This window comes from Enterobacter sp. RHBSTW-01064 (assembly GCF_014103035.1).
Taxonomy (GTDB): domain Bacteria; phylum Pseudomonadota; class Gammaproteobacteria; order Enterobacterales; family Enterobacteriaceae; genus Enterobacter; species Enterobacter mori.
This window is the reverse complement of the sequence record NZ_JABXOU010000007.1, coordinates 226,705-239,198: the sequence shown is the minus strand read 5'-3', so window position 1 is coordinate 239,198 and position 12,494 is coordinate 226,705. Positions and strand designations below refer to the sequence as shown.

10 protein-coding genes are annotated in these 12,494 nt (G+C 55.0%); 8 read left to right on the top strand and 2 right to left on the bottom strand.

What is annotated here, in order from left to right:
* Window positions 1–266 precede the first annotated feature (266 nt).
* From HV355_RS20010 to HV355_RS19995, 4 genes are all read left to right on the top strand, one after another.
* Complete coding sequence (locus HV355_RS20010) at window positions 267–1,994, top strand: hypothetical protein (protein ID WP_182403145.1); 1,728 nt, start codon at window positions 267–269, stop codon at window positions 1,992–1,994.
* 353 nt (window positions 1,995–2,347) lie between these two features.
* Window positions 2,348–3,202 carry a hypothetical protein gene (locus tag HV355_RS20005; protein ID WP_108415740.1) on the top strand — a complete coding sequence of 285 codons (855 nt, stop codon included), beginning with the start codon at window positions 2,348–2,350 and terminating at the stop codon, window positions 3,200–3,202.
* Window positions 3,203–3,349: 147 nt separating this feature from the next.
* On the top strand, window positions 3,350–4,264 hold the full coding sequence (locus HV355_RS20000; RefSeq protein WP_042715719.1) for an SPFH domain-containing protein: 915 nt from the start codon (window positions 3,350–3,352) through the stop codon (window positions 4,262–4,264).
* Window positions 4,261–4,713, top strand: coding sequence for an NfeD family protein (locus tag HV355_RS19995; RefSeq protein ID WP_042715721.1), 453 nt, complete (start codon window positions 4,261–4,263; stop codon window positions 4,711–4,713). Before HV355_RS20000 ends, HV355_RS19995 begins: the two co-directional genes overlap by 4 nt.
* Here HV355_RS19995 and cueR read toward each other — a convergent pair.
* Complete coding sequence (gene cueR, locus HV355_RS19990) at window positions 4,710–5,120, bottom strand: Cu(I)-responsive transcriptional regulator (RefSeq protein WP_010428217.1); 411 nt, start codon at window positions 5,118–5,120, stop codon at window positions 4,710–4,712. The two genes, HV355_RS19995 and cueR, sit on opposite strands and share 4 nt — an antisense overlap.
* A 108-nt stretch (window positions 5,121–5,228) precedes the next feature.
* Between cueR and copA the strand changes: the two genes are divergently transcribed.
* The 3 genes from copA (at window position 5,229) to ybaK (ending at window position 9,251) form a co-directional block, all read left to right on the top strand.
* Complete coding sequence (copA, locus tag HV355_RS19985; RefSeq protein ID WP_182403143.1) at window positions 5,229–7,727, top strand: copper-exporting P-type ATPase CopA; 2,499 nt, start codon at window positions 5,229–5,231, stop codon at window positions 7,725–7,727.
* Window positions 7,728–7,776: 49 nt separating this feature from the next.
* Window positions 7,777–8,571 carry a TraB/GumN family protein gene (locus HV355_RS19980; protein WP_010428208.1) on the top strand — a complete coding sequence of 265 codons (795 nt, stop codon included), beginning with the start codon at window positions 7,777–7,779 and terminating at the stop codon, window positions 8,569–8,571.
* A 200-nt stretch (window positions 8,572–8,771) separates the two neighbouring features.
* Complete coding sequence (ybaK, locus tag HV355_RS19975; RefSeq protein WP_006809837.1) at window positions 8,772–9,251, top strand: Cys-tRNA(Pro)/Cys-tRNA(Cys) deacylase YbaK; 480 nt, start codon at window positions 8,772–8,774, stop codon at window positions 9,249–9,251.
* Window positions 9,252–9,373: 122 nt separating this feature from the next.
* Here ybaK and ushA read toward each other — a convergent pair whose 3' ends face one another.
* Complete coding sequence (ushA, locus tag HV355_RS19970; protein WP_010428206.1) at window positions 9,374–11,026, bottom strand: bifunctional UDP-sugar hydrolase/5'-nucleotidase UshA; 1,653 nt, start codon at window positions 11,024–11,026, stop codon at window positions 9,374–9,376.
* Between the two features lie 164 nt (window positions 11,027–11,190).
* Here ushA and HV355_RS19965 point away from each other — a divergent pair, with 164 nt between their 5' ends.
* Window positions 11,191–12,411 carry an MFS transporter gene (locus HV355_RS19965; RefSeq protein ID WP_089598007.1) on the top strand — a complete coding sequence of 407 codons (1,221 nt, stop codon included), beginning with the start codon at window positions 11,191–11,193 and terminating at the stop codon, window positions 12,409–12,411.
* Window positions 12,412–12,494: the final 83 nt, after the last annotated feature.

Genomic DNA, 12,494 nt, shown 5'->3' with positions numbered 1-12,494 from the left:
CACATTTACGAGCATAAAAAGCGCAATTTTCATTCGAAACAGTAAGTCTTCATAAAGATTTAAAATGATTAAATGATGACTTATCGAACACTAGTTAATGATTTAAATCAAAACCACACACTTTTACACACTCTAGAATCATTCAAAAATAAGACACAAGAATGTCTGAAAGCCTCAATAAAAGCCTACGAGAACTCATTCACTTTGAATCGTCAGAATACATTTCTGATGTGAATCAACACAACATTACCGTCTGGAAATTAAAGATGAAAACCACCGTTAAATTTTTGGCCTCTGCCGTTGCTCTTTGCATTGTGCCAGCAGCCAGTGCAATCACTCTGGAACAAGCCGAGGCCAATTTGAAAATGGCGAGCGTAGCTTCCCGTTTTGCGGAAAAGACTTACCGAAGCGCTTTAAGTAACGAACATACAACTGACGTCGCGATGAACAATGCGATGGATACGTACGGCGTTCTTTCAAAAGAAGCCGCTGCGGCAGCAACGGCACACAGCGATGCGATAGATCAAATCCAGAAGGCGCGTCAGGCGGCAAAGGATAGCAGGGCAACACTTGCAGCTGCGCGCCTTGCATTCAAAAATCTCACGCCAACACCGGTTCCAGCTTCACAGACGGTTCCTCAGAAGATATCTCCACCGATGAAAACCCCGGTCGCCATCCCGCAGGCCACGCCGCAGAAGCTGATCTCCACCGCCATTCCGCAGCCAGTGATAGCCCCGGTTGCCATCCCGCAGGCGATCCCGCAGAAGCTGGTCTCCACCGCCATTCCGCAGCCGATGAAAGCCCCGGTTGCCATCCCGCAGGCGATCCCGCAGAAGCTGGTCTCCACCGCCATTCCGCAGCCGATGAAGGCCCCGGTTGCTGTCCCGCAGGCCACGCCGCAGAAGCTGGTCTCCACTGCCATTCCGCAGCCAATGAAGGCCCCGGTTGCCATCCCGCAGGCCACGCCGCAGAAGCTGGTTTCCACCGCCATTCCGCAGCCAATGAAAACCCCGGTTGCGATCCCGCAGGCCACGCCGCAGAAGCTGGTCTCCACCGCCATTCCGCAGCCCATGAAAGCCCCGGTCGCAATTCCGCAGGCCACGCCGCAGAAGCTGGTTTCCACCGCCATTCCGCAGCCAGTGAAAACCCCGGTTGTTGTCCCGCAGGCGATCCCGCAGAAGCTGGTCTCCACTGCCATTCCGCAGCCCATGAAAGCCCCGGTTGCTGTCCCGCAGGCCACGCCGCAGAAGCTGGTCTCCACCGCCATTCCGCAGCCGATGAACACCCCGGGACCGATCTCTCAAAATGTCCCGAATAAAAAAAATGTACTCACTGCCGCACCAACAAATATGACGACACAAATTGTGGTGACGAAAACGCAGCCAACAACCCTTTCTCCAGGTCTGCCGAAAAATGCTGTAATCAATCCGCAAACGCCGTACAAGAGTAGCGTGACTATTATCGACCCAACCACGCAGCCTACGTCGGGCATTGTCATGATCAGCAAAGCTGACAATACAGCAAAGCAAACCGCTACAGCTGTCGCACCAAAGAGTACCACCACCAGCCAGACCGCTGGCTCAACCTACAATGTAGTCGCTATCAATCAGGTTAATAGCTACTACGTTAGCCAGGCAAATAGCCGTCAGGTTGCGGATAATAGTCAGCGTATCGACAACAATAGTCAGCGGATCCAGAGCAATAGCCAACGAATTGATGGCAACAGCAAAGCCATCGATCGTAACGCAAAAGAGATTGATGATACTCGCGACGAGCTGAAGCGTGGCCTGAACAACGCGGCAGCGATGTCGAGCCTCCACTACCATTCCGACAACTCATGGGCATTATCTACCGGAACCGCTAATGGCGACGGTGCAGCACTGGCGGGCGGGCTTCAAAAAGGCCTGACAAGCCACGTTGCCGTGAATATGCAGGCATCCACCTCTTTCGACAGTGGATGGATGGCAGGCGCCGGCATTTCGGGAGATTTCTAATTCCAGTAGAAGATATCTTTTGGAAATGTTGAAAAACTAACCTGCACACATTTTCGTATTGATCTCTACACCAAAGCCGCCGCTCAGGCGGCTTTTTTATTGCTGCTAACACTCATAGTTAAATGTACTTGAAGTATTCACTTACTCAGAATGGGAAGCAGACACTTCTTTACATAAATCAGTCACTGTAATGTCAACTGTTTTTGACATGTTGACATTGAAAGTAATATAAATCTTCCATTTGTGATCTTGCCTGAGTTACCGCACCCTGAGCTAATAGCCTCTTGCAATGAGTGGTGTTAGAATTTTTCGCAGACAAATTGTCACGCTTATAACTATAGGAAGTATGCAACATGACACACATCTTTTATGAGTTCCCTTCGCTGAAGCCAGGTGTTCCTGATGTAGAAACATTAATGGAAGTCATCAATTCTTCAGAACTCACAAGTTTTGTCATCGGTGCAGAAGTTGTCGACTTTGTTAAGAAAGCCCTCATCGTAAATACCACCATCGGCAGCTTCAAAAATTGCTATTTCGCCTTCGACAACGGGACACAGTTCCTGGAGTTTGATGGCAAAGGAAAGTCGAAACGTTTTAACGAAATCCCTGAATGGTTCGTCTCTCCAGCCGAATTTTCTCGCACGCAGTGGCTCATCAACCACGATCTGGCTGATGTGAAAGCCACCCAATTTATCGATGTGCTGATGTCCTACCCCCTAAAAGAGCGCCGCGCGCACTGTAATCTGCTATTCGGGCTGGAACTGGAAAAAGTCAATGCGATGCCTGCCACGGCCCCTTCAGCAAGTAAAATTGGTAACAAGAACGGGAAAACGACCAAACCGCGCGTGATGGACCTTGGCTCGTTCGAGCTGTTCAGCCAGTTCTTTGAGCGGATGAAAACTGCCGTTCTTGCTAATGAATTCCCGACATTACAGGTGCTGACCGGAATGGATAACCTGTCAAAAGCCCCACATGCCTTAAAACAGGGGATTAGAACCTGGTTTAAAGCTATCGCAGGCGATCTCCCGCCAAACAACAAGCGTGTTGAAGCAGGTAATTCAGTGCTCTTCTGCGCCCCGATACGCGAACAAATACAGCAAATAGAAGCTATCGGGTTGGAAAACTACTATCAGGGATTATCAAAAGCCATCGCCGAGGCCAGTGATAGCTTTATTGCCGATTTCACCTACTCCCATTCCGTAAATTAATCCTTCAAGCCCTGCCATCCTGCAGGGCTTACCTCAATAATCCGTCTCCCACCTCTTTACAGGGGCGAATTTCCCCCTGATAGCCGATATACTTACGGACAATAAAGACGCAGTTTTCTCATCACAGCATTCAAAACAGGAGGTTTTATGCTCATCGTTGTTCCTGTCCTTATTTTTGTTGCGCTGGTCATTGTCGGCGCAGGCGTCAAAATTGTGCCTCAGGGTTATCAGTGGACCGTAGAACGCTTCGGCCGCTATACCAATACGCTGCAGCCGGGCCTGAGCCTGATTGTTCCCTTCATGGACCGCATTGGTCGTAAGATCAACATGATGGAGCAGGTGCTGGATATTCCTTCTCAGGAGATCATCTCTAAAGACAACGCCAACGTCACCATCGACGCCGTCTGCTTTATTCAGGTGATTGATGCGCCTAAAGCGGCTTATGAAGTGAGCAACCTGGAGCTGGCGATCGTCAACCTGACGATGACCAACATCCGTACCGTGCTCGGCTCCATGGAGTTGGACGAAATGCTCTCTCAGCGCGACAGCATCAATACCCGCCTGCTGCACATTGTCGATGAAGCGACGAATCCGTGGGGGATCAAAGTCACCCGTATTGAGATCCGCGACGTGCGCCCACCGGCTGAACTGATCGCCTCCATGAACGCCCAGATGAAAGCCGAACGAACCAAGCGAGCCTACATTCTGGAAGCCGAAGGGGTGCGTCAGGCCGAGATCCTCAAAGCGGAAGGGGAAAAACAGTCGCAGATCCTGAAAGCCGAGGGCGATCGTCAGTCCGCATTTTTACAGGCGGAAGCGCGCGAACGTTCGGCAGAAGCGGAAGCCCGTGCGACGCAGATGGTGTCCGAGGCGATTGCCGCCGGTGATATCCAGGCCGTGAACTACTTCGTCGCGCAAAAATATACCGATGCGCTGAAAGAGATCGGCTCCGCGAACAACAGTAAAGTGGTGATGATGCCGCTGGATGCCAGCAGCCTGATGGGGTCGATTGCCGGTATTGCCGAGCTGATCAAAGACAGTGGAAACGAGCGTAAAAAATGATTGAGCTGATCGTTGCACATCCTCATGCCTTCTGGCTAAGCCTTGGGGGCTTACTGCTGGCGGCGGAGATGCTGGGCGGCAACGGCTACCTGCTCTGGAGCGGCGTTGCCGCAGTCATTACCGGGCTGGTCGTCTGGCTGCTGCCTGTCGGCTGGGAGTGGCAGGGTGCACTGTTTGCAGTGCTCACGCTGGTGGCCGCGTGGCTGTGGTGGCGCTGGCTGAATCGGCAGGTGAAAGATCAGAAACCGGCAGACGCCCACCTTAATCAGCGCGGGCAGCAGATTGTCGGCAAGCGTTTTACGCTCGACAGCGCACTGGTGAACGGGCGCGGGCACATGCGGGTGGGCGACAGCTCGTGGCCGGTGGTGGCCGACGATGACCTCAGCGCCGGTACTCAGGTCGAGGTCATTGCGGTGGAAGGCATTACCCTGCGGGTGAAAGCCTGTTAAGCATGCGCCTTACGGTGACAGCAGCCAGCAAGGTTGTCGATAATCGGGCAATCGGCGCTGTCATCGCCCGGGCATGAGTCCGCCAGCCCCAGAAGCTGTTCGCGCATCGCCTGCAGTTCTACAATGTGGCGTTCAATCTCCGCCACTTTTTCTAGCGTGCGCTTTTTCACATCGGCGCTGTGGCGCTTCGGATCGTTAAACAGGTTAACCAGCTCGCCGCACTCTTCCAGATTAAACCCCACCTGTCTTGCCTGGCGCAGCAGCGTCAGTTCATCAAGATGCAGCTGCGTGTAGCTGCGGTAGCCGTTTTCACTGCGCAGCGGCGGCGTGACCAGCCCTTTCTCTTCGTAAAAGCGAATCGCTTTGCTGGTTAAGCCGGTTTTTTTCGCAACGTCACTGATATTCACATTTCCCCCTTGACCTTCCCCTTGATGGAAGGTTTAACCTTGATAACAGTTAGCGAAAAGCAGAGTGAAGGTCAACAATTGACCAGAACATTATACGGGAGTTTTGTTATGTCTCACACTATCGACCTGACACTGGACGGCCTCTCCTGCGGCCACTGTGTCAAACGCGTTAAAGAAAGCCTGGAACAGCGTCCTGACGTTGAAAGCGCTGACGTGACTATCGATCATGCCGCCGTGATCGGCAGCGCCAGCGCGGATGCGCTGATCGATACCATCAAGCAGGCCGGTTACGGGGCGGAGTTAAGCCACCCAAAGGCTAAACCGCTGGCAGAGTCATCATCCCCGTCGGAAGCACTGACAGCGGCCACTCCTGAGCTTCCGGTAGCGGATGATATTGATGACAGCCAACAGCTGCTGATCAACGGCATGAGCTGCGCCAGCTGCGTCTCCCGGGTACAAAATGCATTGCAGGCCGTACCGGGCGTCGCACAGGCACGGGTAAACCTCGCGGAGCGCACTGCGCTGGTGATGGGCAGCGCCTCCGCCGCAGATTTAGTCCAGGCCGTAGAGAAAGCGGGCTACGGCGCGGAAGCGATTGAAGATGACATCAAACGCCGCGAGCGCCAGCAGGAAACGGCTGTCGCCACCATGAAACGCTTCCGCTGGCAGGCCATCGTTGCGCTGCTGGTGGGTATCCCAGTGATGGTGTGGGACATGATCGGTGACAACATGATGGTCACCGACGACAACCGTACGCTGTGGCTGGGGATTGGTGCGATCACGCTCGCCGTGATGGTCTTTGCAGGCGGACATTTCTATACCAGCGCCTGGAAGAGCCTGAAAAACCGCACCGCGACGATGGATACGCTGGTAGCGCTCGGGACCGGCGCAGCGTGGCTCTATTCAATGAGCGTGAACGTCTGGCCGCAGTGGTTCCCGATGGAAGCGCGGCATCTCTATTATGAAGCGAGCGCGATGATTATCGGCCTGATTAACTTAGGCCACATGCTCGAAGCCCGCGCCCGTCAGCGCTCCTCGAAGGCGCTGGAAAGATTGCTTGATTTAACCCCGCCGACGGCACGCGTGGTGACCGACGAGGGTGAAAAAAGCGTCCCGCTGGCTGACGTGCAGCCCGGCATGACGCTGCGCCTGACGACGGGCGATCGCGTTCCGGTTGACGGCGCAATTCTCCAGGGCGAAGCCTGGTTCGATGAAGCCATGCTGACCGGGGAACCGATCCCGCAGCAAAAATCCCAGGACGATAACGTGCACGCAGGCACGGTCGTCCAGGACGGCAGCGTGCTGTTCCGCGCCAGCGCGGTCGGCAGCCACACCACGCTGTCGCGTATTATCCGCATGGTGCGCCAGGCACAGAGCAGTAAGCCCGAAATCGGCAAACTTGCCGATAAAATCTCCGCCGTTTTTGTTCCGGTGGTGGTCTGTATTGCCCTGCTGAGCGCGGCAATCTGGTATTTCTTTGGGCCAGCACCGCAAATCGTCTATACCCTGGTGATTGCCACCACGGTGCTTATCATCGCCTGTCCGTGTGCCCTTGGCCTGGCGACGCCGATGTCGATCATCTCCGGCGTCGGACGTGCCGCCGAGTTTGGCGTGCTGGTGCGTGATGCCGATGCCCTGCAGCGTGCAAGCACCCTGGACACGCTGGTCTTTGACAAAACCGGTACGCTGACCGAAGGGAAACCGCAGATCGTGGCGGTGCATACTCTTGGCTTCTCAGAGGCTGACGCGCTGCGTCTCGCCGCCGCGCTGGAGCAAGGGTCCAGCCACCCGCTGGCCCGCGCCATTCTCGATAAAGCCAGTGACGCTACCCTGCCGCAGGTCAGTAACTTCCGCACCCTGCGCGGGCTCGGGGTGAGCGGCGAAGCCGACGGCCACACGTTGCTGCTGGGGAATCAGGCGCTGCTCAATGAAAACGGAATTGATACTTCATCGCTGGAAGACGAACTGATTGCTCAGGCATCACAGGGCGCAACGCCCGTACTGCTCGCAGTAGACGGTAAAGCCGTCGCCCTGTTGTCGGTGCGCGATCCCCTGCGCCAGGACAGCGTGGATGCCTTAAAACGTCTGCACCGTGCGGGCTATCGTCTGGTGATGCTGACCGGGGATAACCCAACAACGGCCAACGCCATCGCCAAAGAGGCGGGTATTGATGACGTCATTGCAGGCGTACTGCCGGACGGAAAAGCGGATGCCATCAAGAACCTGCAAAGTCAGGGCCGTCAGGTGGCCATGATCGGTGACGGTATTAACGACGCACCGGCGCTGGCGCAAGCAGAAGTGGGTATTGCCATGGGCGGCGGGAGCGATGTCGCGATTGAAACGGCGGCCATTACCCTGATGCGCCACAGCCTGATGGGCGTTGCGGATGCGCTGGCGATTTCGAAGGCCACGTTGCGCAACATGAAGCAGAACCTGCTCGGGGCATTTATTTATAACGTCTTCGGCATTCCGATTGCCGCCGGGATTTTATGGCCGCTGACGGGCGCGCTGCTGAACCCGGTGGTTGCCGGGGCGGCAATGGCGCTCTCCTCCATTACCGTGGTGAGCAACGCCAACCGTCTGCTGCGGTTTAAACCGAAAGATTGAACCTTGTTCTCGTACGCGCTAGCATGATCCTTTCGGTCATGGAGCGCGTATGAGTCTGTTTAATCGTATAAAAGCATCGTTTCGCGCCCTCTTTCCCCGACGTTATGCCTGGCCCGGTATGGATATCTCACTTCCGGGCGGGCAACACCTGCACCTTGTAGGAAGCATCCATATGGGCACGCAGGATATGTCCCCGCTGCCCGCTGGCCTGATAAAACTGCTGAAGAATGCCGACGCGCTGGTCGTCGAGGCGGATATTTCGGGTCATGAATCCCCCTTTGCGGGTCTGGAGAGCGATCGTCCTCTTGCGGAGCGTCTCAGCGAAGCCCAGCTTACCGAACTGACGCGGCTCGCGGATGAAACCGGTGTATCGCTCGCCATGCTGGACACCCTTCCGCTCTGGCAAATTGCCATGGTGTTGCAGGCAACGCAGGCGCAGCGTCTGGGCTTGCGCGGTGATTACGGCATTGATTATCAGCTGCTGAATACGGCAAGAGCGCGCAATCTCCCGATCATTGAACTGGAAGGCACGGACAGCCAGATCGGTCTGCTGCGGCAGCTTCCCGATGACGGTCTGATCCTTCTGGATGACACCCTGACCCACTGGCACACCAATGCCCGTCTGCTGCAAACCATGATTGGCTGGTGGCTGGATGCGCCGCCGACGGACAGTAAGCTTGTGCTGCCGTCAACGTTCAGTGAATCGCTGTATGATGTGCTGATGAACGCGCGCAATCAGGCGTGGCGAGAAACGCTGCATGCCCTGCCTGCCGGGCGGTATGTCGTCGCGGTCGGCGCGCTGCATTTGTATGGGGAAGGGAATCTGCCGTCGCTGCTGAAATAAAAAAAATGGCCAATATTTCTATTGGCCCGTCAAAGAGGAATTTCATCGTTTTTATTATACCGAAGGAGACCTTCGGCTGAGCCGATTGTCGCTCAAAGTGACCATCACTGCCAATACTATTGCGCAAGATGGTGCTATTTTTTAGACAAACGTCAGGCGTATGCTGTTGGCATAAAATGTCTGTCGTAAGAAGGATAGCTATGACTCCCGCCGTTAAATTACTCGAAAAAAACAAAATCTCTTTCCGGATCCATACTTACGATCACGATCCGAATGAAACCAATTTTGGTGATGAAGTGGTGCGCAAGCTGGGGCTGAACGCTGACCAGGTCTATAAAACGCTGCTGGTCGCGGTGAACGGTGATATGAAACATCTCGCCGTGGCGGTAACGCCCGTCGCCGGGCAGCTGGATCTGAAAAAGGTCGCCAAAGCGCTGGGGGCAAAAAAGGTCGATATGGCGGATCCGATGGTTGCGCAACGCACTACCGGATATCTGGTGGGCGGGATCAGCCCGCTCGGGCAGAAAAAACGGCTGCCGACGCTGATCGATGCACCTTCGCAGGAATTTGAGACGATCTATATTTCGGGCGGCAAGCGCGGGCTGGATATCGAACTGGCCGCGGGCGATCTGGCGAAAATGCTGGACGCGAAGTTTGCGGATATTGCGCGCCGGGAGTAGACGAAAAAGCCGGGTGGCGGCTACGAGGTAAAAGCAAAACGGTAACAGGCGTTACCGTTTTTTGTGTTCGCGCCCTCTCCCGGTGGGAGAGGGTTGGGGTGAGGGCATCAGGCCGCACAGCACTACTGCCAGCTCACCTCACCTTTCGGCTCATACGCATTCACGTCAATCGGTGAATTCTGCTCGATGAACTGCTTCAGCACTTCCGCGTCGATAAAGCCGGTATTCACATAGCCCGGTTTATTATCAATATGCGGATAGCCGTCGCCACCCGTGGCGTTAAAGCTTAACGTTGCCAGACGGTACGTTTTGGCCGGGTCAACCGGTTCGCCCTTGATCTTCAGATCGTTAAGCTTGCCGTCTTTCGCGACGAAACTCACGTTAGCAAACTGCGGGTAGGCGCCCGAGTCCGGCTTCATCTGCGCCACGGCGGTGAGGTAGTCAATCACCTCTTTCCCGCTCATATCCGCATACACCACCACGTTGCCGAACGGCTGTACCTTCAGCACGTCTTTATAGGTGATGTTTCCACCTTCGATGGAATCACGAATGCCGCCGCCGCTCATTACGCCAAAGTCAGCGCCAGTGCGCGCTATTTGCGCCGCCAGCACCAGATGGCCCATGTTGGTCTGCACGAAGCGGACTTTGCTGCGGTCCCCTTCCAGGCGGCCATTGAGCGTACCAATTTTCACGTCCAGCTGCGCCTTGCCTTTGTTCTGGAACGGCGTCAGCAGGGAGAGCATCTGCTGGTTCTCTGCAATCTCAGGCGTGTAAAGTACGCGCTCACTTTTCCCGTCCGGATAGGTCACCTTCTTCTTCAGGTTGACCGGAATGAGCTGATAGTGGACCAGCTTCATCTCGCCGTTACGGAACTCAAAATCTGCACGACCCACGTATTTCCCCCACTCGTGCGCCTGTACGATCCAGATACCGTTCTGACGGTCCGGCGCGCACGGCGTGCCCGGTACGTAGTCCACCTGCTTTTTATTCTCGGACGCCATACACACCGGATCCTGTGAGTGACCACCCACAATCATTGCCAGAGAGCCCGCAGGCAGGCTGCGCGCCATCTCGACGTCGCCCGGCGCATTGGAGCCGTGCGCGCCGTTGTCGTAGTGCCCCATGTGGGTGGTGGCGATAATCACGTCCGGTTTTTCGTTCTGCTGTAATTCCTGAATCACCAGCTTCGCTTCGTCTGCCGGTTTACGGAATTCGATATCAGTGAAGAACTCAGGGTTACCAATTTTGGCCGTGTCGTCGGTAGTGAGGCCAATGACCGCAATTTTTAAGTCCTGACGCTTAAACAGCGCCCAGGGTTTAAACAGGCGTTCGCCGGTGCTTTTCTGGTAAATATTGGCAGAGAGGAACGGGAATTTAGACCACTTCTCCTGCTGGCGCAGCACGCTCAGCGGGTTATCGAATTCATGGTTACCCACGGCCATCGCGTCGTAGCCAATCAGATTCATGCCGCGAAAGTCAGGCTCGGCATCCTGTAAATCAGATTCCGGCACGCCGGTATTGATATCCCCGCCCGAGAGCAGCAGCACGCTACCGCCTTCTGCGGCGACCTCTTTGCGAATACCGTCAACCAGCGTTTTTTGCGCCGACAGGCCATATTCCCCGTATTCACTGCGCCAGAAATGACCGTGGTGATCGTTGGTATGCAAAATGGTAATTTTATAGGTTTTGTCTTTTTCATATGCCTGCGCGGGCAGGCTTGTCAGCCCCCAGGCCGCTATCAACGCCAGCGCGACGCCACGCTTCATTAACTTCATCATCTCTCTCCCTGACCAATAGACAAACGCAAAAATTACAGTGACTCACAAGAATAGACAAATAAGTTTTCAGAATTGCGACTTTCTTCAAATGTCACGGACGGGTATGTTAGTCGGATAATAATTACACCCTGCATTTCTCATAACAAATCGACGTGGTATTTATGGCAATCAGTGAATCAACCCAGCCCGTCCCGGGCGCTCCGGCGTCGCCGCCAAAATCGCGCACTTCCTTTAAAGTTTTAGGCGCAATCAGTCTCTCGCACCTGCTCAACGACATGATCCAGTCGCTGATCCTGGCAATCTACCCGCTGCTGCAGTCCGAGTTTTCGTTAACCTTCGTACAGATCGGGATGATCACCCTCACCTTCCAGATGGCCTCCTCGCTGCTGCAGCCGGTGGTCGGTTACTGGACGGATAAATACCCAATGCCGTGGTCGCTCCCCATTGGCATGTGCTTCACCTTGAGCGGGCTGGTGCTGCTGGCAATGGCGGGCAGCTTTGAAGCGGTGCTTATCGCCGCCGCGCTGGTGGGGACAGGCTCGTCCGTCTTCCATCCGGAATCCTCCCGCGTGGCGCGTATGGCCTCCGGTGGTCGTCACGGGCTGGCGCAGTCCCTGTTCCAGGTAGGCGGTAACTTTGGCAGTTCCCTCGGCCCACTGCTGGCCGCGGTGATCATCGCCCCATACGGCAAAGGCAACGTGGCGTGGTTTGTGCTGGCCGCGCTGCTGGCGATTGTGGTACTGGCGCAAATCAGCCGCTGGTATGCCGCGCAGCATCGCGTGAACAAGGGCAAACCTGTAGCAAAGGTTATCAATCCCCTTCCCCGTAACAAGGTTATCCTGGCCGTAAGCGTGCTGCTGGTGCTGATTTTCTCGAAATACTTCTATATGGCGAGCATCAGCAGCTATTACACCTTTTATCTGATGCAAAAATTCGGATTATCGGTACAAAACGCGCAGTTCCACCTGTTTGCCTTCCTGTTTGCGGTGGCAGCAGGAACGGTGATTGGCGGGCCTGTAGGTGACAAAATCGGGCGTAAATATGTGATTTGGGGCTCAATCCTCGGTGTTGCACCCTTCACGCTTATTTTGCCCTACGCAAGCCTGGAATGGACGGGGATTTTGACCGTCATTATTGGTTTTATTCTGGCCTCTGCCTTCTCGGCCATTCTGGTTTACGCACAGGAGCTGTTACCGGGGCGTATCGGTATGGTTTCCGGGCTCTTTTTCGGATTTGCCTTCGGCATGGGCGGCCTTGGTGCGGCGGTGTTGGGCATGGTTGCAGATCACACCAGCATCTTCCTGGTCTACAAAATCTGTGCTTTCCTGCCACTTCTGGGGATATTGACCATATTCCTGCCTGATAACCGTCATAAAGCGTAATTTAGGGGTCGCCAAAGTTAAACTCTGGCGACCTTGCACCCTTATGCCATAAGGGTTTCTTCTCACCTTCCCCATCAAACTTG